Annotated in this window: 21 protein-coding genes; 14 read left to right on the forward strand and 7 right to left on the reverse strand. The window is 47.5% G+C overall.

Annotated features, from left to right (window positions below; translation table 11 throughout):
* Position 1: 1 nt before the first annotated feature.
* Positions 2-1297 (reverse strand): MFS transporter, encoded by a 1296-nt coding sequence (locus tag ACR9Y8_RS03145; protein ID WP_481211775.1) that lies wholly within the window; start codon positions 1295-1297, stop codon positions 2-4.
* Between the two features lie 160 nt (positions 1298-1457).
* Between ACR9Y8_RS03145 and ACR9Y8_RS03150 the strand changes: the two genes are divergently transcribed.
* Positions 1458-2327, forward strand: a complete 870-nt coding sequence (locus ACR9Y8_RS03150) for an MBL fold metallo-hydrolase (protein ID WP_481211776.1) — start codon at positions 1458-1460, stop codon at positions 2325-2327.
* Here the strand turns inward: ACR9Y8_RS03150 and ACR9Y8_RS03155 are convergent.
* Positions 2317-3156, reverse strand: a complete 840-nt coding sequence (locus tag ACR9Y8_RS03155) for an amidohydrolase family protein (protein WP_481211777.1) — start codon at positions 3154-3156, stop codon at positions 2317-2319. The genes ACR9Y8_RS03150 and ACR9Y8_RS03155 overlap by 11 nt on opposite strands.
* A gap of 70 nt (positions 3157-3226) precedes the next feature.
* Positions 3227-4531, reverse strand: coding sequence for a hypothetical protein (locus ACR9Y8_RS03160; protein WP_481211778.1), 1305 nt, complete (start codon positions 4529-4531; stop codon positions 3227-3229).
* 286 nt (positions 4532-4817) lie between these two features.
* On the opposite strand from ACR9Y8_RS03160, the gene mnmH reads away from it, so the two are divergent.
* From mnmH to ACR9Y8_RS03185, 5 genes are all read left to right on the forward strand, one after another.
* The gene (gene mnmH / locus ACR9Y8_RS03165; RefSeq protein ID WP_481211779.1) at positions 4818-5855 is read left to right on the forward strand and encodes a tRNA 2-selenouridine(34) synthase MnmH; all 1038 of its coding nucleotides are present in this window, start codon (positions 4818-4820) and stop codon (positions 5853-5855) included.
* Positions 5839-6876: a selenide, water dikinase SelD gene (gene selD / locus ACR9Y8_RS03170; protein WP_481211780.1), complete on the forward strand. Its 1038-nt coding sequence runs from the start codon at positions 5839-5841 to the stop codon at positions 6874-6876. The genes mnmH and selD overlap by 17 nt, the downstream gene beginning before the upstream one ends.
* Positions 6877-7095: 219 nt before the next feature.
* Complete coding sequence (locus ACR9Y8_RS03175; protein ID WP_481211781.1) at positions 7096-7893, forward strand: alpha/beta hydrolase; 798 nt, start codon at positions 7096-7098, stop codon at positions 7891-7893.
* Between the two features lie 108 nt (positions 7894-8001).
* A complete protein-coding gene (locus ACR9Y8_RS03180) occupies positions 8002-8448 on the forward strand; it encodes an SRPBCC family protein (RefSeq protein WP_481211782.1) in 447 nt (148 codons plus the stop codon).
* A gap of 7 nt (positions 8449-8455) precedes the next feature.
* Positions 8456-9073: a DUF998 domain-containing protein gene (locus tag ACR9Y8_RS03185; RefSeq protein WP_481211783.1), complete on the forward strand. Its 618-nt coding sequence runs from the start codon at positions 8456-8458 to the stop codon at positions 9071-9073.
* Between the two features lie 20 nt (positions 9074-9093).
* Here ACR9Y8_RS03185 and ACR9Y8_RS03190 read toward each other — a convergent pair whose 3' ends face one another.
* The gene (locus tag ACR9Y8_RS03190) at positions 9094-9675 is read right to left on the reverse strand and encodes an RNA polymerase sigma factor (protein WP_481211784.1); all 582 of its coding nucleotides are present in this window, start codon (positions 9673-9675) and stop codon (positions 9094-9096) included.
* Between the two features lie 129 nt (positions 9676-9804).
* Here ACR9Y8_RS03190 and ACR9Y8_RS03195 point away from each other — a divergent pair, with 129 nt between their 5' ends.
* From ACR9Y8_RS03195 to ACR9Y8_RS03210, 4 genes are all read left to right on the forward strand, one after another.
* A complete protein-coding gene (locus ACR9Y8_RS03195; protein ID WP_481211785.1) occupies positions 9805-10959 on the forward strand; it encodes a FecR family protein in 1155 nt (384 codons plus the stop codon).
* 200 nt (positions 10960-11159) lie between these two features.
* Positions 11160-14453: a TonB-dependent receptor gene (locus tag ACR9Y8_RS03200; protein WP_481211786.1), complete on the forward strand. Its 3294-nt coding sequence runs from the start codon at positions 11160-11162 to the stop codon at positions 14451-14453.
* 17 nt (positions 14454-14470) lie between these two features.
* Entirely contained in the window at positions 14471-15955 is a 1485-nt protein-coding gene (locus tag ACR9Y8_RS03205) for a RagB/SusD family nutrient uptake outer membrane protein (protein ID WP_481211787.1), read from the forward strand.
* A 45-nt stretch (positions 15956-16000) separates the two neighbouring features.
* A complete protein-coding gene (locus tag ACR9Y8_RS03210; protein ID WP_481211788.1) occupies positions 16001-17797 on the forward strand; it encodes a right-handed parallel beta-helix repeat-containing protein in 1797 nt (598 codons plus the stop codon).
* 322 nt (positions 17798-18119) lie between these two features.
* On the opposite strand, the gene ACR9Y8_RS03215 is transcribed toward ACR9Y8_RS03210, so the two are convergent.
* The 3 genes from ACR9Y8_RS03215 to ACR9Y8_RS03225 all read right to left on the reverse strand — a co-directional run bounded on the left by ACR9Y8_RS03215 (position 18120) and on the right by ACR9Y8_RS03225 (position 21181).
* Complete coding sequence (locus ACR9Y8_RS03215; RefSeq protein WP_481211789.1) at positions 18120-19337, reverse strand: MFS transporter; 1218 nt, start codon at positions 19335-19337, stop codon at positions 18120-18122.
* A 94-nt stretch (positions 19338-19431) separates the two neighbouring features.
* Positions 19432-20262: a helix-turn-helix domain-containing protein gene (locus ACR9Y8_RS03220; RefSeq protein ID WP_481211790.1), complete on the reverse strand. Its 831-nt coding sequence runs from the start codon at positions 20260-20262 to the stop codon at positions 19432-19434.
* Positions 20263-20347: 85 nt separating this feature from the next.
* Positions 20348-21181, reverse strand: coding sequence for a universal stress protein (locus tag ACR9Y8_RS03225; RefSeq protein ID WP_481211791.1), 834 nt, complete (start codon positions 21179-21181; stop codon positions 20348-20350).
* Positions 21182-21336: 155 nt separating this feature from the next.
* Between ACR9Y8_RS03225 and ACR9Y8_RS03230 the strand changes: the two genes are divergently transcribed.
* The 4 genes from ACR9Y8_RS03230 (at position 21337) to ACR9Y8_RS03245 (ending at position 24652) form a co-directional block, all read left to right on the forward strand.
* On the forward strand, positions 21337-21990 hold the full coding sequence (locus tag ACR9Y8_RS03230; RefSeq protein ID WP_481211792.1) for a BON domain-containing protein: 654 nt from the start codon (positions 21337-21339) through the stop codon (positions 21988-21990).
* A gap of 38 nt (positions 21991-22028) precedes the next feature.
* Entirely contained in the window at positions 22029-22184 is a 156-nt protein-coding gene (locus ACR9Y8_RS03235) for a hypothetical protein (protein WP_481211793.1), read from the forward strand.
* A 150-nt stretch (positions 22185-22334) separates the two neighbouring features.
* Positions 22335-23597 (forward strand): PAS domain-containing sensor histidine kinase, encoded by a 1263-nt coding sequence (locus ACR9Y8_RS03240; RefSeq protein WP_481211794.1) that lies wholly within the window; start codon positions 22335-22337, stop codon positions 23595-23597.
* Positions 23594-24652: a response regulator gene (locus ACR9Y8_RS03245; protein ID WP_481211795.1), complete on the forward strand. Its 1059-nt coding sequence runs from the start codon at positions 23594-23596 to the stop codon at positions 24650-24652. Before ACR9Y8_RS03240 ends, ACR9Y8_RS03245 begins: the two co-directional genes overlap by 4 nt.

The following is a 24652-nucleotide window of genomic DNA, read 5'->3' on the forward strand; positions in this document are numbered from 1 at the left end:
CTTACAGCTCAATCGGTTCCTTTAATTTATCCAGTGCCGCCTGGCTATCGACTACCGGTTCTTTCCAGGCCTTATCTTTCTTAATAGACCTCGCCACCCAAATGGCAGCGGATTGTATGAGCGCTATCACCAGCAAAGCATATCGTAAGGCCACATCTTCACCGATGTAGCGGGCCAGCAATATGAAAAGGCTGCAGCCGAAGAGACGGCCGATATAAATTCCCAGCTCATGGCTGAAGATATACGCAAACTGGTTACGCTTTTCTTTGGCCGACACCCACTCAATTACGCTCAGCTGCAGCGGGAAATAAGCCAGATCCAGCAAAGGCCGGGCAAAAACCAGGCAGGCGATAAATATGATCGCGCCTGTTGCGGAATATAAAGCTGCATTTGCGGCAGCGCCCATTACGAATAAAGACAAGCCGGCTGCATAGATCCCGATCCTGTGCTGCGCGCCGGTGGTTCTGCCCAATGTATATAACAGCACTGCAGAAAGTAAGGCCCCGGTGGATTGTATCATACCAAGCGCCCCTTCCTCCCCTACCAGTTTCATCACCAGCATAACCGGCGCTGTAATAATGTAGCCCTGCGCAATACCTTTCAGCGTGGCCATCCGCAGCATCTTCATCCATAAGGGGTGAAAGGTTTTGAACAGGAAGCGCTCTGGAGGAGGATTATGAAAACCTCCCCGCTGGGCGAGCCAGGACGCCGCAATGGTCAGCAAAAAAACAACACCGGTCAGCACATAGTAGGCGGTATTGATATGGCCATTGAACCAGGAGTTATGACGGGAAGCTGCAATGAAAGAACCGGCGAGAGAAGGCATTATTATAAACGACAAGGTGTTAAAGAAAGTTTCCAGTCCGTAATAGTAATTCCGATCCTCATCTTTGGTGGTAGTAAGGGTAAGAAAGACACGATTGGCCCAGAAAAAGCCATAGGATATTCCCATGATAAAGCCGGCAACGGATACACCGATAACCTGCAGCTGCTGCTGGAACATCATGGTGGCCATAGAGATGGCGCTTAAGAACATACCCGCGGCATACAGGCGGGATACCGGGAAACGCTTCAGCAGGAAGCCATTGATCATGAAGGTAAGGGGAATACCGGTACTCTGCGCCAGCTGAAATACCATTACAAGGCTGAAATCCGAGGAATTGCGTATGATATAAGCGCCTATAAAAAGCTCGATGACAGGCAGCACTAAAGCATATATCATATTCGTGAGCAACAATATGCGCATGGAATAGCTGTGCAGCCGGAAAAACGCGATCTCTTTCAGTACGGTGCGCATGGGCAATATAAGTTGCTGAATGCAGTAACAAAATTGTGCCAGATCAGAAAATAGTACATCCAGCTCAACCATATCACACCCAAAGGAGTAATACGTCCGATATTTCTTTTTATTTTTGGAGATAACATAGTCATTTATATTAATCAGGGACAACTACTTTATGACAATATCGGGCTATTCAACGGCATTATTTTCCAGCTGGTATTTTGTTGAAGAACTGGGCTTATTGTTTGACTGCGGCGATGGTCTGACCGCTGCTTTATTACAAAAGAGCAGAAAGATCGACCATGTATTTATTTCACATGCTGACAGAGACCACCTGACAGGGCTTTTGCAGTTCAACCAGTTGAATGCAAGAGAAGGAGCGCCTGTCATTCATTATCCAAGAGACAGTGGTTCCTTCCCGGCGCTCCGGGATTTCTCTATAAAATTTGATCCGCATGTAAGTGCCGCCCTTTGGAAGCCTTTAATTGACGGTGACAAAGTGTGGGTAAAAAAGGATACCTATGTGCAGGCATTGAAGAACAATCATGTGCCCACTGACGAAAATGTTTTCAAAAGCCTGGGATATAAAGTGGTCAGTGTAAAAAACAAACTAAAACCTGCATACCTTTCGCTGCCGCCCGCTGAAATTAAAAACGCGATTGAAACGCTGGGGAAGGAAGCTACTTATACCAATGTAGAAACAATACAGTTGTCTTACAGTGGCGATACGCCTTCTGAAAACTTTGAATACTGGAACAATTCCAAGATCTTAATTCATGAAGCAACTTTCCTGGGAGGTGATGAAGACAAGCATATTCACGCACACGGCAACAAGCATAGCACGCTTAAAGATGTATTAAGATCGGTTTCAGAAATTAATCTTGACTGCCTGATCCTCGGGCATTTTTCTTCAAGGTATTCGAGTGAGCAGATCGATGATAGTATAAAAACCCTATGCAAGAAATATAACATTAATATCCCGGTTTTCAGATTGCTACCGGGGCAAACAAGCATCAATATATTATCAGGAACGCCTATTGTTTAACAAAGAACTTGTTGGCATTCTCGTAACGGATCTTGTTCTTTTCGCTTTCTGTTAAATTTAAGCGCTCCAGCGCGTCTACCGCCTGCTTTAGCGTGATCTGCGGGAAGTCTGAACCCAGGAACACCCTGTCGATACCAACATTTTTGATCGTCCAGATAAATTCTTCTTCCAGGGGGGAATCCGCCACAATGGTTACCATAGCAGAGATATCAAAATAGATGTTGTCCTCAAAGAAGCCCTTTGCCGTGCGTGCCACCGGAATGATGTTCCAGAAGCGGAAGTTCAGTCCACCCAGGTGGGCAAAAATAAATTTTGTTTTAGGGCATTTCACGGCCAGATCAAAGAGGTTCTCGCAGTCTCCAGGTTTAATAGCGGCATTATCCATCAGAATAGCTATTCCTAAGTCTCCGGCCTGGCGGCAGAGGTTAAGCACCCGCTGGTCTGTTACATCGAATTGTTGTGTATGCGGGTGTAATTTAATGACAGTCACACCCTGAGTGGCCAGCCTTTTCAATTCCTGTACGGCGGTATCGCCATCCAAAGGATGTACGGAACATATGGGCACGAGCTTTTGATATTTATGGGATAGGGCGATCAGCTCATCATTTTTTTGTTTTGTTCGTTCCGGCTCACCTTTCCGCGCGATCAGGATCGCGGCGAATTTAGTTACCTGCTGGTGGGTGGAGTCAAGCCCGGAGATGTATTTATTATAGGATTGCTCGCCTTCCCAGAGGTGGACGTGGGTATCAAAGATGTTTTGCTGTGCAAAGGCGATATGAGCAATAAAGATACATATCAGGGCCGACAGGGGCAAGCGTAAAGGTTTCATGGCAGTTTCAGGCTATTGTATCCTGAATTTACAACTATTTTCAATAGCCGGTTGCTACCTGGTGCAAACCTTACTGAAAAGGCAGCGGCCTTACAAATCCCCTGTAATAATCAACATCAATCTCTTCCACATCGTTAGCTGCCTTATATTCCGGGTACTCTTTATTAGTGGCATATTTAACCGCCTGCATAAACTGTTCTACATAAGCAGTATTCTTTTTCGCGGGCGACTTGGCCTGGTCAATGATATCGGAGTTGGATAGCATGGTTGTTTCCAGGTAAACGATCTTATCTCTTTTTTTACTGGTATAAAATCCGAGGAAGCAGTGGTTGTGTGTCAGTACCATCACCGTTGATATATTGATCGCCCTCAAGAGGGAGGCAAATACCACGGTTCCATCCACGCAATTGGCCTGGTTTGTTTTCATGGAATTGTCAAAGGTGCGGACGGCCTGGCTGACCAATGCATTGGTGCTGTTGGTGGAAGTAGTAGTGATACTGCTATACTGGAAACCTCTATCGTGCAATACTTTCCAGATGGCAGCGACCTGCAGAATGGTGTTGACCTCATCTCCCTGGTAGCCGCTTACAGAGGATATCAGCTTTGTATTCAGGGCTTCTTTCAGGATCTTATCAATTTCAGGATGTTGTTCCTGGATGAAGGCAGTAAACAGGAAGTCGAATTTCTGCTCGTGATAGCGGTAAATACAGTCATTAATGCTGCGCATAAACAGCGGAACAGATCTTTCCACTTTATTGCCGTCCTGGTCGTAGATCCGGAATATGATATTGATCGGAGAGCTCGACACCTGTTTGGCCAATGTTGAAATATTCCATGGAATGTCCGGCATAAAATAGACTTCCTGGCCTGCCTGCTGAGACATAAAGTCGCCGCTTACCTTGTCGAAATAACTTTTATCAACACTTTCTATTTCCCATTTTAAAGGAATGTAGGAGCTGTTGCTAATGAACCTGAACCCTAATGCGCTGCTCTTGACGGAATTCATAAATGCGTTGTCGATGCTCCCTTTATAATCGGCCATACTTATCACCATTGACGGGAATATTTGTCCGTCGAAGTAGGCCACCGGCTCCCATTTGAAATTAGTAAAATCTCCTTTTTTGTACTTCGGTTTTGTCACCTGGTCGCCAGACACATTGGGTTGTGGCGTTCTGCTGTTCACCACTTTTACGTTTTTGTTGAACTGGTCTGTTGTTCTTTTGGTGGCGTCTATAAACCCTCCGATGTTCCGCATGGTTTCTGTGCCGGTTCTCAGCGCATCATTGGCATCTTTAAGCACTTTGGAAAATTGCGCGTGGAGCCTTGGGGAGAGCATTAATACAATAGCAAGCAGGTAAAAATGTTTGGTTTGCATTGCAGTAATTTTTGAGGTGATACTACATGCTGTAGTGGCATAGGAGATACAGTATCTGTTTTTTGGGGACCCTGGCTGTGACTGCAAATTTTTCAGATGACAATCCCTGTATCTTCTGTGAACAAAGGTATTTGATAGTTGCGGCGCTGTTCGTTAATAAACTGTTAATCAATCAGTAACAATTCCCTATAATTTATAGATATCCCTGCTATATTATAAAATAGCTGTCAGCTCAATGTTGCCATCGAATATAAAAACCTTACCAATTACGTATCTTCGCCACTTCATGATACGACAAACGACCATAGCCGATTTCATAAAGCTGCCTGTACCGGTTCCCTTAATTGATGTGCGTACACCTGCTGAGTTTGAACAGGGGCATGTTCCCGGGGCTTTTAATGTACCCTTATTCAGCAATGAAGAACGGGTGAAGGTTGGCACTACGTATAAGCAGACGGGAAGAGAGGAGGCGATCCTGCTGGGTTTTGATTTGACCGGACCGAAATGGTCGGGGTTTATTAAAAGGTCTCTGGAGATTGCACCGGATAAAAAGATCGGTGTTCATTGCTGGCGGGGCGGCATGCGCAGTGGTGCAATGGCCTGGGCCCTCGGACTGTATGGATTTGAGGTCTATGTTATCCAGGGCGGTTATAAAAGCTACCGCAAATGGGTGCGTCAGCAATTTGAGCTGCATTATCAGCTGCGGATACTAGGGGGTATGACCGGCTCGGGGAAAACAAGGCTGCTGCAGCAGATGATGACAGCAGGACGGCAGGTGATCGACCTGGAAGATCTGGCCCAACACCAGGGCTCTTCTTACGGCAGCATGAATAAGCTGGTGCAACCCAGCCAGGAACAATTTGAGAACAATCTTGCCGAGCGTTTAAAAGACCTGGACCCTACGCATGAAATATGGGTGGAAGATGAAAGCCTGAACATTGGCAGATGCTCCATTCCCAATCCTTTCTGGCGCCAGATGCGGGAGGCTACGCTCTTTGACCTTAAGGTTCCGCTGGAACAGCGGGTAGCTACTTTAGTGCAGGAGTATGGCGCGCTGGATAAGGACTTTTTAGTAGCATGTACAGAACGCATCCGCAAGCGCCTTGGCCCTGAACAAACTAAAAATGCGGTGGCAGCTATCCGTGAAAACCGTATGGAAGATTTTATCAGGATCGTACTGGTGTATTATGATAAAACCTACCGGACAGGCCTCAGCAACCGGCCACCTGAGCGGATCTTCCCTATAGAAGTGAGGGGTAGCGACATCACCGCCAACATGCAACAATTGATCACTTTTATATCTCCTGATGGAATCAACATTTAAACTGACGCAATACTCTCATGGCGCCGGCTGCGGCTGCAAGATCAGCCCGGCCATACTCGACAGGATTCTCCATAGCCCTGTTATGCATCCAACTGATGCCCGGCTGCTCGTAGGTAACGATAAACGCGATGATGCCGCGGTGCTGGACCTGGGAAACGGGCAGGCCCTGATCTCTACTACCGATTTCTTTATGCCGATCGTAGATGACGCTTATGATTTCGGGCGGATCGCATCGGCGAATGCCATTAGCGACGTATATGCCATGGGTGGGAAACCGGTACTGGCCATCGCCATACTGGGCTGGCCCATTGATAAGCTACCGCCGGAAGTGGCGCAAAAAGTACTGGAAGGATCACGGGCCATTTGCGCAGAAGCGGGCATTACCTTAGCCGGAGGCCACAGCATTGATTGCCCCGAGCCCGTGTTCGGACTGGCAGTGAATGGTATGGTAAGTATCTCAGACCTGAAACAGAATTCAACTGCTACTGCCGGTTGCAGGCTTTATTTAACCAAGGCATTAGGCGTGGGTATTTTGTCTACTGCCCAGAAAAGGGGTTTGTTATTGGAAGAAGATGCGGCGATCGCTTTAAAAAGTATGACCACCTTAAATAAACTGGGTGAATTGTTTGGATCGATGCCTGGTGTGAAAGCGATGACCGATGTTACCGGTTTCGGCCTGCTGGGACATCTTTCGGAAATGTGTGACGGCAGCGATCTTGCTGCGGTAATTGAGTTTGAAAAAGTGCCTGTTATCCCTTCCCTGCCCTACTATCTTGAAAAGGGCTGTTTCCCCGGCGGCACTACCCGTAACTGGAACAGCTATGGCAGTAAGATCGGCGCGGTAACAGACGAACAAAAATACATACTGGCTGATCCGCAAACCAGCGGGGGCTTACTGGTGGCTGTTGCTGAAGAGGCAACACCTGCTTTTGAGGAGCAGATGAAGGAACAAGGCTATCCCCTGCAAGCAATCGGAAAACTTACAGCAAGAGATGGCGGACCATTGATCACTGTTGTATAAGGCATAAGCCTGAAGGGAAAAAGGGTTGTAAATCTTTACAACCCTTTTTTCGTTTAGCAGCACCCGGTACCGCAGTGTAAACTTTAAGGAAAGAAATGCCGGATTCGGAACTGGTTTTGTCCAATTCCCGGCATAGCACTTCCATCTGCATCACCCTGGGTCTAATTTTGACGTGAGCATTCAGCTTAGAACATTTCAAAAATTTAAAATCAGGTCAAAATGAAGACACTATTATCACACAAAGGAATCGGCTTTTATTTTTCAGTGGCTATGTTTCTCTTCATGCTTTCGATAGGCGGCTATGCGAAAGCGTCTGGCAAGCCGGAAGAAAAAGTAAAGGCAAAGAACATTGTTTTGGTTCACGGAGCATTTGCAGATGGCTCCGGTTACGAGAAAATATACAGGATACTTAGCAAAAAGGGATACAACGTTACGATCGTTCAAAACCCGCTTACTTCGCTTCAGGACGATGTGGAGGCCACAAAACATATATTGGATAAACAGGATGGCCCGACCATTTTAGTAGGTCATTCCTGGGGTGGTACCGTTATCACCGAAGCTGGTGTGCATCCTAATGTAGTGGGCCTGGTTTATATCGCGGCATTTGCACCGGATAGCGGAGAGAATACGGTACAATGGGCTACCTCACTGCCGGCGGCGCCTGAGAATGGCATTCTGCAGCCGGATCAGAATGGGCTTGTATTCTTTGATAAGGCCAAGTTCCATGCAGGTTTCGCTGCAGATCTGTCTAAAGAAACAGGTGATTTCATGTATGCATCCCAGGGCCCTATCGCGGTGAGCTGCTTTACTGCGCCCGTGACAACGGCCGCCTGGAAAACCAAGCCCAGCTATGGCATTGTTGCTACGAATGATAAAGCGATCAACCCGGATATAGAACGGAACATGTATAAACGTGCAGGTGCAAAGATCACCGAAATAAAAGGCAGTCATGTCGTGTTTATTTCACAGCCTGCTGCAGTAGCTGATGTAATCGCTGCAGCAGCGGAGGGTAAGTAGTGTGCAGCGTGGATATAGGAAGAATGAGGGCGCCTCCTGGAAAGCAGGGGGCGCTCTTTTACTTAACGAGGGAAAATTTTGTATATTGAATATAAATCAAACAGGGACATGACCAACAAACTACCAGTACACGCTGTTGTTACCGCTTTGTTCTCCGTATCGCCTGAACGCGTTTTCGATGCATTCCTGAACACGGATATGATCGGGCAGTTTATGTTTGGTCCGCAGCTGCGGGAGGAAGAGATCGTCAGCCTCACCAATAGTCCATGGGAAGGCGGCAGCTTTTCCTACATCGTGCGCAGAGATGGACAGGAAATTAATCATGCAGGAAAGTACCTGGAAGTGAGGCGGCCGGACCGCCTGGTATTTAGCTGGCAGGTGATGGAAGACTCATCCGGCGAAGCATCTGTTGTGGTGATAGAAATCGTTCCTATCATTGCCGGCTGCGAGCTCACCCTTACTCATGAAATGCCCAGTAAGTGGAGTGATTTTATAGAACAGTCCAAAGCGGCCTGGGGAAAAATGCTGGACAAGCTTACAGAGATATTGCAATAAGGAGCTGATGAGACGGCTCTTATTTTTATGTGGCATACTGTCTTCCCTTGTTTATATAAGCGCTGACATAGTATCGGGAACAAGCTGGAGCGGTTATAGCTATCGTTCACAGGCCATCAGTGAATTAATGGCGATACACGCAGTCTCAAGACCGGTAGCAGTCCCGCTTTTTGTGCTCGCTGATATATTGATGGTGATGTTTGGAAGCGGATTACCCGTATTTATTATTGAAAGACGCCTGCGCTTTACCGGTGGGCTAATTATTGCAGCCGGTGCTACCGGTCTAATCACCACGCTGTTCTTCCCTATGCATCTGCGTATCGAAACGCCAACGATCAGTGATACCATGCATATCATCCTCACCGGAGTAACTACTATGCTGATGCTGCTGGCGATCGTTTCTGCTGCCGCCGTACTTGGAAAGCGTTTCCTATACTACTCCATCTTCACGATCATCCTACTGCTGGTATTTGGCGCCCTTGCAGGCCTGGATGTTCCCAGGATAGCCGCCGGTCAGCCAACACCCTGGCTGGGGCTCACGGAACGGCTTACTATCGGCGCCTACATGCTGTGGATGGCGGTACTATCTGTACTGCTATTGCAGAATGGAAAAAAAGCTATTTAAGATCATGTATTTAACTGCAATCATACAATAAAAAGACTGATCAACACTGCCAGCAAAAACTGCGGGTCAAATGTCCGCAATGCTTTCAGCGCACGGGTGAGCTGATTTTCAACGGTGCGTTTGGAGATGTTAAGCTTCTCAGCTATTTCCTGGTTGCTCAAACTATTGATGCGGCTTAACCAGAAGATCTCCTGGCACTTGGGAGGCAAGCCACGCAGGAACTGTGCCAGGCGGGATTCCATATTCTCATATTCCAGTTTATTGACACCGGAATTATATACAGGTGGAACAATTGTTTCTGTAAACTGGCCGAGGTAGGCGGTACAATTAATTTTCGCCGTCTTCAGGTATTTATATACCTGGTACCGGGCAGTTGCCTGCAGGTAAGGCAGAAAATTTTCGATCTTATTCGACTTACGTTTCTCCCAGAGAGATACAAAAACATCATGGGTAATTTCTTCGGCAGCGGCGGGATCCTTCAGATAATAGTGGGCAGTGTTATAGATCTTTTTCCAATACCGGTTGTATAGCAGCACAAAGGCCCTGTTGTTATCTGCAACAACAGCGTCCCACAATTCATTGTCGGAGAACACATTTTTCATAACGATCGGCGGGTAAAAATAGAAATATTCCTGGTATATAGAAATATTTTAGAAAAATTCCGGAGTGGCATGTGTGTGGGGCAGGCAATTCTTACACTATATAACAAAGGGGTTATCAGCCACCGCCTTTTGACTACTATCATGACACCCGGGGAATATCTGCGTTTATTCGAAAAATACCAGCAGGGGCAATGCACTCCTGAGGAGGAAAAGCTGTTGATGGCATACCAGGACAATTTCCACCTGCAGGATGCGCCTCCTGAAATGTCTACAGCCGACAAGGAACTGAGGGGCCGTATATATGGCCGTATTGTTGCAACAACAGCGAAAAAAAAGAAGGTTTTCCCGCTGGCCTGGCGGTGGGCTGCCGCAGCCATATTCATCCTTACGGCGGGGCTCAGTGGCCTGTTGCTCAAAAAGCAGCCTGACAAACCGGTTAAAATCGCAAAGCACCACGTCATCAATGGCACATCTATAAAACCGGGTAGCAATATGGCTACCCTCACCCTCGCTGATGGCTCCACCATCGCCCTGGAAGAGGCAGCAGACGGTGTAGTGGCCCAAACAGGCGGTACGGCCGTAACAAAGACCGGTAAGGGCGCAATCGCTTATTCAGATCAGGGAGCTCATGCATCTGCAGATCAACATGCGTTGAACACCATTAACATCCCAAGAGGCGGGCAATACACCGTTACATTATCGGATGGCACGAAAGTATGGCTCAATAGCGAATCCTCATTGACCTATCCCGTAGTATTTGGCGGGACCGAACGAAAGGTGATACTAAAAGGCGAAGCCTATTTTGAAGTAAGCAAAAATGAACAACAGCCATTCATCGCCCAAACGGACCATGTGGATGTACATGTGCTGGGCACCCATTTCAACATCGATGCCTATAAAGATGAAAAGAACGTGAAAGTCACGCTGCTGGAAGGATCCGTACGGCTATCCGCCGGAGCTGATAAGGCATTGCTGACACCTGGTGAACAGGGCATCGTAGATATGCTGCACGCAGGCATCGAAAGAAAGAAGGTGAATGTGAGCCAGGTAATGGCCTGGAAGGCAGGCTACTTTATCTTCAGAAATAATACTATCCAGGACATTATGCGTCAGATAGGACGCTGGTACGATGTGGAAGTCGTATATGAAGGGGACATACCGAAAGGGACATTTGGCGGCACCTACTCCAGGAACAAAGAAATCCACGAACTACTTAAAGGCCTTGAACTAACCGGCTTAGTACACTTTAAAATCGAAGGAAGGAGGATAATCGTTATGACTTAACAGCATACCTACATGGTTATCAAAAAAGACCAGGAGCGTTGCGACCGCCCCTGATCTTCAGCGTTAGCTGAGCCAGGTAACCAACAATTGCTTGTGAATGCCAATTATTGTTAATTAAACCTAACACTCAAATGTACAAAATTTTTACTGAGCCATTGCTCAGGCGAGGTTCCCGTGCCTGGCTCCAACTCATCTGCGTTATGAATATAACCGGCGTTCTCATTCTTGCCGCTGTATTACAGGTCAGTGCAAATGCTTCTGCCCAGCGGGTCAACATAGCCGTGCAAAAAGCGCCGCTGGAGGATGTATTATTCAGCATCCAACAGCAAACCGGCTATGATTTCCTTTACAGTACGGAATTGATCAGATCAGCATCGCCTGTCTCGGTGTCGTTAAAAGACGCCCCTTTAATGACCGCGCTGAAAATTATTTTTGAGCATCAGCCGCTCGATTATGTCATCAATAACAAGACCGTCACCATTAAGTATAAACCGCTGGAAGAAGCGACGGTTTTTACCGTCAGGGGAAAAGTAACGGACAACAAAGGATCGCCTATTGAAGGCGTAACGGTTCAGCTGAAAGGTACTTCCACGGGCACCGCTACGCAATCCGGCGGCGCCTACAGCCTGGATTTGCCGGATGCCAAGGGCACGCTCCTGTTCAGCTTTATTGGCTATGTAAAACAGGAAGTTCCTGTTAATGGAAAAGCGGTGATAGATATTACCCTTATTGAAGAAGAGAAAAACCTGGGTGAAGTGCTGGTAACAGGCTATACCACTCAGAGCAAACATACCCTCACCAGCGCTATCGTAGCGGTGAAGGGAGAAGAGTTGACCAAAAGGGTGGCAACTGATCCGGCATCGTTGTTACAAGGGCAGCTGCCTGGTTTGTCCGTCGTGCAAAACTCCGGTGAACCTGGTAACGATAATGTTCAGTTACGGATCCGCGGCGTAGGTACCTTCAGCGCAGCAGGCAATAAGCCATTGACCATTGTAAACGGCCTGCCGGGAGACCTGTCTGTCATCAATCCAAATGATATTGAATCCGTCACGGTATTGAAAGACGCCTCCGCGGCTGCGATCTATGGCTCCCAGGGCGCCAACGGTGTGATCGTTGTAAAAACCAAGAAGGGAAAAGCTGGTGCATTCACCTTGTCTTACAATTACAATATCGGCTTTGCTACTCCCACCAGGCTGCCTGAAGTGGTGACCAATTCTGCCCAGTATATGGAATTGCTGAATGAAGCGGAGGTAAACTCCGGCAATGCGCCCGTGTACACGCAGGAGCAGATCGATCTGTATAAAAATGCGACCGACCGGGTAAAGTATCCGAATCACGACTGGCTGGATGAAATGTTCAATACTGCCATCGTACAAAATCATTACCTGAATTTAAGCGGCGGTAGCGACAGGACCACTTACAGCCTTGGCTTGGGTTATACCAACCAGCAGGGCACCATGCGTGGTTTTGAATATAAAAAATACACGCTGGACCTGGGCCTGAGCTCCAGGGTGCACAAACGTGTAACCTTGGGCACCAATATACAATTGCGGTATGGGAACAGGCTGAGCCCCTTTGTAGGATCCACTGATCTCTATATCTCTACGCTGGCGCAATCGCCGCTGTACCCCGCCCAAACAGCCGACGGCCTGTGGATCAATAAAGCGTATGACAGGGAGCTTGGTAATAAGAACCCGGTGCTCACGTCTACCATCAGGACCCAGAACCCTAATTACTATGCGCAGGGTAACATCTCTGTTGACATTGACCTGATGGAGGGCCTGAAATGGGAAAACAGGGCGGGCCTTAACTTCGTGCTGGATAAAACAAAAACCTTCCGGCCGATCATCCCCATGTACCTGTACAGTAACCTGTCTTTTATGACGAATGCGGATGTAGGTACACCTGGTCTTAGTGTAACTGAAGATGACGGTATCATGTACAACATCTACAGTCAGCTGAATTTTCATAAAACGCTGGGTAAGCATGACCTTACCGCATTAGCCGGTGCACAGCAGGAAGTGAATAATATCAGCAATATCGATGCATGGCGTATAGGCTATCCCACCAATGAGCTCAAGGAGCTGGATGCAGGATCAGTAAGCGGCCAGACGAACGCAGGCACTTCAGCTGAATATGTGATCCACTCTTTTTATGGCAACCTCAATTATAATTTTGACGATAAGTACCTGCTGGGCATAAGCCTTCGCTATGATGGTACTTCACGGCTGCCCAGCCATAGCAGGTGGGGGCTCTATCAATCCTTCTCCGCTGGCTGGCGTATCTCCAGGGAGCGCTTCCTGTCAAACGTAACATGGCTGAATGATCTGAAGATCCGTGGGTCATGGGGACGCCTGGGTAACCAGAACATTGGCTACTATCCTTATCAGCCCACGCTTGCGCAGAATAATTACGCGTTCAGCTCAGGCATTGTATCCGGTTTTGTTCCCAACCAGCTGGTGGATCCTAACCTGACCTGGGAAACCACACGCATGACGGATGTTGGTGTAGACATGGTTGCTTTCAACAACAAGCTGGAGTTCACCTTTGATTGGTTCAGCAAGTATACCTATGATATCTTAAGGCAGTCGCAGGTGCCGCAGGCATTAGGGGTTACAGCACCTATTGTTAATAACGGCGCTGTGAGCAACAAGGGAATTGAACTGAGCCTGCGCTGGCAGGACCGTTTGACCCGCAAGTTCAGCTATTATGCCCAGGCTAATTTCCAACTGTACCGTAATAAGCTCGTATCCTTCGGCGCCGATGAGATAGGCGGCCCGGATGGTCAGACCATTATGCGGAACGGCTCCCCTATCAACTCTTTCTACCTGTATACTATGGATGGCATATTCCAGAGCCAGGAAGAAATCAACCAGGCGCCCGACCAGACAGCCCTGGGCGGCACACCCACGCCCGGCGACATCCGCTATAAGGACATCAATGGAGACAAAAAAGTAGATGCTAATGACCGGAGCATATTTGCGGGCCAGTATCCCAAGTTCGAATATTCGTATACGATGGGCTTCAACTTTGGCAATTTCGACGCCAGTGTGATGTTGTATGGTTCTTACGGGAATAAAATATACATGGGAAAATGGGGCATCGATCCTTTTGCCCAGGGCGCAATGCCCACTACCGACTGGCTGAACAGGTGGACGCCTGAACATCCGTCTGCCACCATGCCTAAGATATATATGGGCTTTTACGGCTATCCCAGGATCACCAACCAGCAATCTACTTACTATCTCTACAGCGCCAGCTTTATGCGGATCAAGAACCTGCAGATAGGCTACACTTTCCCACAGGGTTTAGTAAAAGGGATCAGGTCTCTCCGGATCTATAGTGCGGTGGATAACCTGGCGCTTTTTACGCCGCTGAAGAAGGGCACGGATCCTGAAAGGCTGGACATCAACACCAAACCCGACGCCTGGTATGGTTTCGCCAATTACCCGCAAAACCGCACAATCACCCTTGGCGCTTCCGTTCAATTTTAACTTCAATGATCCAAGACATGAAAAAATATTTCATCGCTATCATAGTAACAGCACTTTGTAATACCGGCTGTAAAAAACTGGATGTTACGCCGCCGGACAAACTTTCCACGAATATTTTCTGGAAATCTCCCGGTGATGCGGATCTTGCATTGACAGGCCTGTATGGCACCCTGTATGCAACAAACGGGCAGATCTCTGCATATGCGCCTATGTGGTGGGAAAATTTCAGTGATAATTCCTATACGCAAAACAACCAGGCGGCTGCGCAGCAATCGTTGATATCCGGTCTTTCAGCCAATATTGGCGGATTTCCCACATCCAGCAACGAGAGTTTGTACATCACGTCCTATAAGGGGATCGCTGCGGCCAATAGCCTGCTGGCCAATGTAGATAAAGTACTGAGCGGTGATAAGCTGAACCAGTATAAAGGAGAGGCTTATTTTCTGCGTGCATTCCACTACTTTATGCTGGCACAGACCTATGGCAATGTGCCGCTGGTCACGGAAGATCCCCTGACAATTGATTTCAGCAAAAGAGTGAGCAAGTCGCCCAGGCAGGAGGTCTTACAGCTCATAGAACGCGATCTCGACCAGGCCATTGCCGCATTACCCGCAGCTAAATATACCAGCGGCCATGCCGTGAAAGCATCGGCACAAGGCATTAAAGTGAGAGTATTATTGTTTGAGAAAAAGTACCCGGAGGCCGCTGCGCTGGCCAGGCAGATCATCAGTGATAATTTGTTCTCGCTGAACAATAATTATGCGGCTAATTTTTACAAGCCGGATCAACGTTCCAGTCCGGAGATCATGTTCTCTGTTCAGTTCCAGGCGCCTGCTGCTGCACATAATTTTGCCATTACAACAGTGATCATCCGGTCTGGCTATAAAGATCTGCAGGGCACACAGGATATGATCAATGAATATGAAGCGAACGACCCTCGTAAGACGATGACCTTCTTCTTTCCAGGGGATGGGCCGGACCAGGGCTGGCCTTTCCCTGGTACAGTGGGAACGCCGGGTGTCAATAACTGGACGAAGGGATTCTATCCCGGTAAAAAATGGCTGGATCCTAAAATCATCGACCCTCAGCCTGGATTACTGGATGACCAGGATTATGTATGGTTAAGGTATGCGGATGTAAAGCTCATGTATGCCGAAGCGCAGAACGAAGCGGTGGGCCCGGATGCCAGTGTATACCAACAGGTAAATGAGGTGCGGGCGCGCCCTGGTGTGGAAATGCCAGCGCTGCCGCCGGGACTTAGCAGGGAAGAAATGCGTGAGAAGATCAGGCATGAGCGCCGGGTTGAATTCGCATTAGAGGGTTTGCGGTATTTTGACCTGCGCAGGTGGGGCATTGCGGTGCAGCGACTGAATGGCTTTGTACAGAATCCATTAACGCCGTCCATAAAAACGGTGTACAGGAGCAATTTTGATTACTGGCCTTTGCCGCAGTCGGAAATTGACAGGAATAAGCCGGAGCTGATCCAGAATGATGGGTATTAGTAAGTTGAATGGCTTGTTGTATATTGTTAGGATATTAAGATAAAGATGCAGCGCCTGTTCCTGTTTTTATTCATTTGCTGTTTTGCAATTGTGCAGCCGGGGAAATATGCCTTCAGTGCTTCCTATTATATTGATCCCACTGCGGGGAGCGATGACAATAGTGGCGCCAGCCGTGAAATGCCGTGGAAGACGTTCCGGCGGGTCAATCAAACGGTCCTTTCGCCGGGCGATGTAGTGGAAATACTGCATGCGGGCGCCTTTCATGAATCATTGGCGCTACGGGCACATGGTACTGAAGAGCAGCCTGTAATAGTAAGGTTTGCACCAGGCAGGTATGACTTTTACCCGGATGGCGCCGTCAGAAAGCGGCTGCATATTTCCAATACCAATGACAGACCGGATGAGCTGAAAGCAATTGCCATTATGCTGGATAGCTGCAGTTTTGTGCAGGTGGAAGCGACGGATGCGGAGCTGATCTTCAGGGGTAAAATGATCGAGACCTATCTTAATCGTTGTGATCATATTGTTCTGAACGGGTTCAGCTTTGATTACCAGCGGCCTACTGTTTCTGAGCTAACGGTGACGGATGTGGCAGATCACCATGCAGATGTCAATATTCATCCCGATTCAAAATTCAGCATACAGGACAGTTTGCTTACATGGATAGGTGAAGGATGGAGTTACCAGCCTGGCTCCTACTGGCAGGCACTTGATCCGGCAACAAATGAGCTGTCGCGTATTGATATCAGTATGGAGAATGTTCGGTTTAGTCAACCTGAGGGGCGTAAAGTGCGGATTTATTTTCGAAAGAACCCGGGGTTCCGAAAAGGATGGAACTACCAGAACCGGGATGTAACGAGGGATTGTGCGGGTATTTTTATGGAGCAGAGCAGTCATCTTACCTTACAGCACATACAGATCTACTTTATGCACGGGATGGGTGTGGTGAGCCAGTATTGCAGGGATATAAAAATGGATGGTATAGCGGTAAAGCCTCGTGAGCATTCAGGCAGGACCTGTGCCGCCTGGGCGGATATCTTACATTTTTCAGGGTGTAGTGGTAAAATAGAGATTGCCAATTCATACTTGTCCGCAGCCAATGACGACGCCGTGAATGTACATGGCACCTATTTGAAGATAGTAAAGATGCCGGCTGCTAATAAAGTGCAGGTTCGGTTCATGCATGAGCAGACTTATGGGTTTGATGCGTTTGCCGTGGAAGACAGTATTGCATTTGTGGAGACAGCAAGTTTGTTAACAGTGAATAAAGGTCAGATAGCCGGCGTTGAGAAAATAAATGAGAAAGAATTTGTCCTAACCTTAAAGGGTGTAGTGCCGGGTGTTGTAAAAACGGGAGATGTTGTAGAGAATATAAGCGCCACACCTGCTGTGTGGATACATCATACTACCATAGCGAGGATACCTACAAGAGGTATCCTTGCTACAACACGGCGCCCGGTGTTGATCGAATATAATAATTTTGAGCGGATGCATATGAGTGCGGTGTTTATTAATGGAGATGCTTCAGGGTGGTATGAATCAGGGATGGTGAGGGATGTGAGGATCAGCCATAATGATTTTAAGGAGTGTGGTGAACCGGTGATCAATGTGCATCCGGAAAATACTGTTTTTAAGAATATACCCGTGCATGAGCATATTGCAGTGACGGATAATACCTTTACGCTTCGGGGTAAAGGTTTGTTCTCGGGGAAGAGCACGGGAAATATAACTTTGTCAGGGAATGTGGTTCATGGCGGAAATGGGGCAAAGGGGATGGAGGAATTGATCAAACTGGATCACTGTACGGGGGTAAAGATAACAAACAACAGATTGGAGCAATAATTCAGAGTAAGCGAAATACCCGCTTCCTGTATTCCTCAAAATCATGTTCATTAGAAAAAGTCTGAAATTTCTCCTGTTTGCCATTACGATCTTCTCTTACGAGAATGACGTCCATACCTCCAACTATGGTTCGCTTCGCTTTATCAAATATGCGTTCTAACTCCTGGCGGTCCTGGATTGACTGCAATTCCTCGATGCGATTCACTACAATTACAAAATCTTCCATTTCTTCTATTTGGGGCAAAAATAAAATAAATATGATAACCGCGGCTATACGGATTAAAAACATTCCTATATCCGCGGTTATCAGCATTTACGCTTGCTATTTGTTATTTCGTTTCATTACCAGGAGCAGGAAGGCCAGCAAACAACTTGTTGCTGCCAATAAGTAAATAGCATGATAGTTAAAATATTGAGCTATTATACCCGCTATTGGTCCGGCCAGTCCAAGCGAGAGATCAAAAAATGCCGCATAGGCTCCCAGGGCTGTTCCCCGCATCTGCGGCGGGACCTTTTTGACCACCAGCACACCCAGGGAAGGGAATACGAGCGAAAAACCAATCCCGGTAAGGGCACATCCCAGGATGGCCATCTGTCCTGAACTAGAGAAGGCAATGCATAATTGCCCGATGATCTCTATTATAAAAGAGGCCATGGCCACTTTGTAGCCGCCGTACTTATCCGGGAACGATGCAAAGAACACGCGGGTAAGGATATAGCAGCCTCCAAAACAGAAGAAGCCTAAAGATGCATTGTGCCAATTCTCTGCGGCGAAGAGTAAGGCGATAAAAGATGCGATACACGCAAACCCTATGGAGGAAAAGGCTAAAGCCAGGCCCTGACCGTACACCTGTCCGATCACCTTGTAGAATGGAGGCCTGACATGAGCCGGATCTACTGCGAGTACGGGCAATTGAGCGGTGGCCAACCAGCTGACCAGGGACAATACCACCACTGATGCAAACGCAAGGGTAATACCGAAAGTCTTGACCATCCAGATGCTGAACGGCGCGCCGATCGCTATTCCTGCATACATGGCGATGCCGTTCCAGGTCATTACCTTACCTGTATTTTGCTGCCCCACAAGACCAATGCCCCAGGTCAATGCACCGGTCACCAGCATACTTTCCGATATGCCGTGCACGATCCTGGAAACGATCAGCAAGCCCAGGGCCCAAAACCGGAAACCGCTCAGCCCTCCTACCAGCACGTATAGTATACCTGCTGCCAGTACCATCCATATACCCTGGCGATTACTGGTGTTGGCTCCGCGGGTATCGGTGATCTTTCCTGCGTAGGCACGGGTCAGTAAAGTTGCCAGTGATTGTACGCCAATTACAAGGCCTACGAAAAGACTATCGAATCCTAAATTGCTTTTGACAAATACCGGTAAAATGCCCAGCGTTATACCAATCGTGAGATAAGCCGCAAATACGGAAATAACTATTGGTGTCAACACCTTTACCAAGGACTTACTTCCTTCCTGTTGCATGGTAGCGCTATTGCCGAAAGCAATAACTGCTTCATCTTTTCCTGCCATATTGTATCGTTTTAACTGAATTGTTTTACGGATACAAAAGTAGATTGGCAGGAGCGAGCCAGCGATGGCTATTTAACGGCTATGATTGGACAAATCATTGTTTGGTGTTCCGGAATTCGCCGGCGGTGATCCCGGCATTCTTTTTAAAGAAGCGGGAAAAGTAAGCGTGGTCTTCATATCCCAATTCAAAAGCGATCTGCTTTACATCCAGGTCTGTATAGTACAAAAGACGCTTGGCTTCCAGCATGATTTCCTGGTGGATCCAGTAACTGGCAGAAAAACCGGTGATCTCCTTTACGATCTCGTTCAGGTAAAGTGCCGTGATATGCAGTTGTGAAGCGTATGCCTGCACTTGTTTCTGTTCTTTATAATGCGCCTGCACCAATTGTTTGAAGCGGATAAGGGTTTGGTATTTTTGTCCGCCGATAAGGCTTTCCGAACCCTTTGACTGCACCAGCGCCCGGGCAACCATGCCTGTCAGGCCATCTGCGAAGGATTGTACTATCGATCTTTGAAAGGGGGATGATTGATCCGCAAGCATGGATTCGAATACAGGAATAAAGGAAAAAATATCATGATCCTTCTTTAAAGGAACAACCTGGTGCGTAGCCAGATATGTATTGAAGATCTCCAGGTAAGTATTGGAGATAAAAGTTGTCTCCATAAATACAAACCAGCCTTTGCCGTTGCTTTGCTGTATATAGCGGTGCACCTGGCCGGGCGCAATGTAGCAAAGCGAAGACCCGGATAAGCGTGCTACGGAGAAATCCAGCTCTAAGAGAAAGCTGCCTTTTTGTTGAATAATAAACATGAAATGGTCGTCCCGGTGCAGTACGTCTGCCAGATCGCCGAGGTCTTGCATGGGACTGATCTCAATACCGGATTTTAATTCGTCTTTATGTAATGCGATTGCGGATCGTTTCATGCTACGCTAAATTGGAGGATCAGAAGGCGTAAAAATAAACATCGGGCATGAAATGATATAATTTTCTGAACCGCTGGGCGTAAAATCAATTATGCGCAATAAATACCGGCTGACTAACCAGTCGCAGCACAGGTGTAGCATGGCTGGGCGAAATAAAATTAAACAGCGGTCCTCTTCCAAAGGCGCCCATCACTATGAAGGCATTCTTTTGCGCCAGCAGGTATTCGAGTAAACCGGCCCTCAGGTTCTTATCTTCCAGCACCACGAGATCTATGCTGTCATAGTGGGCTCCTAGCCATTCCCTCAACTTATATTTATCTTCCATAGCGCTATTCCCCGGCGCTGTCATGCTTAATATCACCGCCTTACGGTCGCGCATTTCGGGAAAAAGGTGAGTAAATTCTTTAATGGCAAATACTGAAGCGCGGCTGTGATCGAAAGTAAAAATGATGCGATCTATACTATCAAAGGAATCGGGAGCAATTATTACGGGGCATTCTGCATTTCTCAGCACTTCCTGTACAAAACTGCCAGGAATATTCTCCCGTTGATCCCGGAAAGAAATAGCAGGATCAATTACGATCAGGTCTGCATACCTGCTTTCACTTACCACTTCTGCGGCCGGTATTCCGCGGTCACGGTGAATATGGCAGTTCACTCCCCTCCTCTCACAGCTATCTTTAAAGGTTTTGATTTGCCCCTCACAATAGCCTTCCTTTATCTCACGAATAGAAGCATCCGGCAGGGCCGTGGCAATCGCCAGCTGCTGCAGGGTTTCTTTTGAGCGGGCTTCGTATTCCAGGTTCTCCAGGAAAACACCAATAAGCCTGGAACGGGTAAGACTGGCAAGGAAACATGCAAAATCAAGGTACTGCATGTTAATTTTTACTGCATCTGTTACAAATAATATCTTTTCCATAAAATTCGATTTTACCAATCGTGAAATTATGAACCTTACAAGGGGGAGCGAATGATCAATGTCAGTTGGCGGAGTAACAGCTGTCATTCCGCTGACATGGGGGCGAGGAATACCTTTGTTCACAACATACCTTTCAATTCTAAATCAATTATTATATGAAATCAGATAATGAAATACAAAAAAACGTAATGGATGAGATGCGATGGGACCCGGTACTGTATTCTGCTGAAATCGGTGTGATTGTAAAAGATGGGATTGTTACCCTGATAGGCTATGTAGACAACTATAGTCAGCGGCTGGCAGCTGAAAATGCCGCCAAAAGGGTTAAAGATGTCAGAGCGGTAGCTATAGACCTGGCAATCAGTCTCCCTGATGAGCAGCGGCGTTCAGATACAGATCTTGCAGCGGCCGCCCTGAATGCGCTGAAATGGAGCAGCTTTGTGCCAGAGGACAGGATCAGATTGAAGGTGGATGAGGGATGGATCACCATAGAAGGAGAAGTGGAATGGCAGTTCCAGAAGGAGTCTGCTTACCGTGCTATGAGTGATCTTATAGGCGTTCATGGAATTATTAACCGCATCAATGTTCGTCCAAATATCACCCCTGTTATCGTAAAAGATGTGATCAAAAAAGCGCTGGAGCGCAGCGCGGATATTGAGGCCGAAAGCATCAATATTTTAACAGACGGCGGGAGGATCGTGCTGAAAGGTAAAGTACGCTCCTGGGCTGAGCGAAAGGAAGTAGAACGCGCTGTCTGGGCCACTCCGGGCGTAATAGAAGTAAAGGATGAACTGATCATTGCCCCGTAAATGCTAAAAAGGTAAGTGAAACCGCCGGCCTGGATGAAATGCGTAAGACAGTGGAAGATGCGCATGACCTGGATCATCATCCCAGGCCGGTTGTATACCGGATCAGGTTAAACGAAAAGACCGGCCGTTACGAAAGGAAACGAGACCGGCGGTGCTTTTCCGCCACAGATCCCAGGCCGCCTGGCAGGACATGAGGAAAATCAGTTAATTACCTGACTGCCGTCATGCTAAATAGCCCCTGATTATCAGAAATTAGCAGCGCAATTAAGAGATATCATCAAATTTGGCATAGAAAAGTACCATGCCAACTGTGTACAAAAGAATTGATTACCAAAAAATATTGAATGGATCCCTCTATCAATGACCGCTCGGCTGACAGCTACTATCGAAAAGAAATAGAAAAGGAACTGCAGCGCTTTGGGGCATTGTTTGACTACGCCAGTATCGGCATATTAGTGACAAATAAACAGGGAAAGATCATTATGATCAATGATTTCGCCCTGGAGCAGTTTGGTTACCAGCGCGAGGAGCTGCTGGAACATACCATAGAACGGCTGCTGCCTCCACAATTGCGGGATAAGCATGTGGGGCATCGCGAACGATATGCGGCCCACCCTCAAAGCCGGCCTATGGGCATCGGCCTTGACCTGTTTGCCATCCACAAAGACGGTACAGAGTTCCCGGTGGAAATCAGCCTTAGTCATTACGAAAATGAAGAAGGCAGCTTTGTCATCGCCTATATTAACAACATCACAGCCAGAAAGCAGGCCGAAGCCAAGATAGAACGGCTCAACAACGAGCTGGAACAAATGGTGGAACAAAGAACGCAGCAGCTTAGGGAAGCCATGGAAATGCTGGAAAGATCCAAGGAAGATCTTACGGTGGCGCTTGGTAAAGAAAAAGAGCTCAGCGAGTTAAAATCCCGTTTTGTTTCACTGGCGTCTCACGAGTTCCGCACACCGCTCAGCACTATTTTATCCTCTGCTTACCTGGTTAAACAATATGGGAAAGAAGCGGACCAGGACAAACGGAACAAGCATCTGCAGCGGATCGTCATTTGCGCGAAACTACTAACCGACATTCTTGATGAATTCCTTTCAGTAGGTAAAATAGAGGAAGGAAAGATACAGGTTCGCTTCGTCAATATAAAGGTGAACGATTTCTTCCAGAATATCATACAGGAAATGCAAGGGATCACCAAAGAAGGACAGCAGGTGGATTATCTGCACGAAGGGGCGCCCGATGTAACACTGGATCCGTCCTTGCTGAAGCACATCGGAATGAACCTGTTGAGCAATGCTATCAAGTTTTCAGATAATAACACCACTATCCTGGTGCGTACTTACCTGTATGAGGGCGAATTCAAGCTACAGGTAGCGGACCATGGTATAGGCATGTCGCGGGAAGACCAGCAGCACCTGTTTGAGCGTTTCTACAGGGGAGCAAATACCACCAATATCCAGGGAACCGGCCTGGGCTTGCATATTGTCAGTAAATACTGCGAACTGATGAACGGCAGCATCTCCTGCGAGAGTGAGCTGAATAAGGGCACTACTTTTACGATCATTTTCCGGTTGAACGATCAACTTACAAACCACAACGCATGAAAACAATCCTGCTAATAGAAGACAACGCTTTTATTCGCGAAAACACGTCGGAAATCCTGGATTTAGCCGGATATAAAGTCTTATCCGCAGAAAATGGTAAAGCAGGTGTCGAGCTGGCTTTGGAGCATGCTCCGGACCTCGTGATCTGCGATATCATGATGCCGGTGCTGGACGGGTACGGGGTGCTGCACATGCTGCAACGCAATAAGGAAATGAAAGATATCCCCTTCATATTTCTCACTGCCAAAACAGAGCGGAGCGATTACCGGAGAGGAATGGAGATGGGTGCGGACGATTACATCATGAAACCGTTTGAAGCAACGGAACTGTTGCATGCTATAGAGATCCGTCTTAAAAAAGCAGCCCTCAGAAAAGAGGAATTCACGCCCAACCTCCAGGGCCTGAGTAAATTAATGGAAGCGGCTACCGGCAAAGCATCTGTCAAAGCCCTGGCAGAGGGACGGGACATTGAGCGGTATAAAAAAAGGCAAACGATATACACAGAAGGAAATCATCCCATCAACCTTTTTTATATACAAAAAGGGAAAGTCAGGATCTTCAAACGAAATGATGACGGTAAAGAATTTGCCGTTGATCTTTATAATACCGGGGATTTCTTTGGCTATGTACCCATGCTGGAAGGAACGGTATATAAAGAAACCGCGGAAGCCATGGAGGATAGCGAGATCGCATTGATCCCCCGTGAGGACTTCGAAGAACTGATGGGCAGCCAGATAGATGCAGCGGCCCAATTTATCCGTATGCTGGCCCGCAACGTAACCAGCAAAGAACAGCAGTTGTTGGGCCTCGCCTATAATTCCCTGCGCAAGAAGGTCGCAGAAGCATTGCTATCTCTCTGCCGGAAGTATAATGAACAGAAACAGGAACCTTTTGCTATAGATATCAGCCGTGACAACCTGGCTACTATCGCTGGTACCGCCACTGAATCGCTGATCCGGACCCTCGGCGATTTCAGGGAGGAAAAGCTGATCGAGATCAGGGAAGGATCCATTGTTATTTTAAATGAAAAGAAATTAGCGAATATGCTGTATTAA

This window comes from Chitinophaga sp. SVR4-12A (assembly GCF_056754765.1).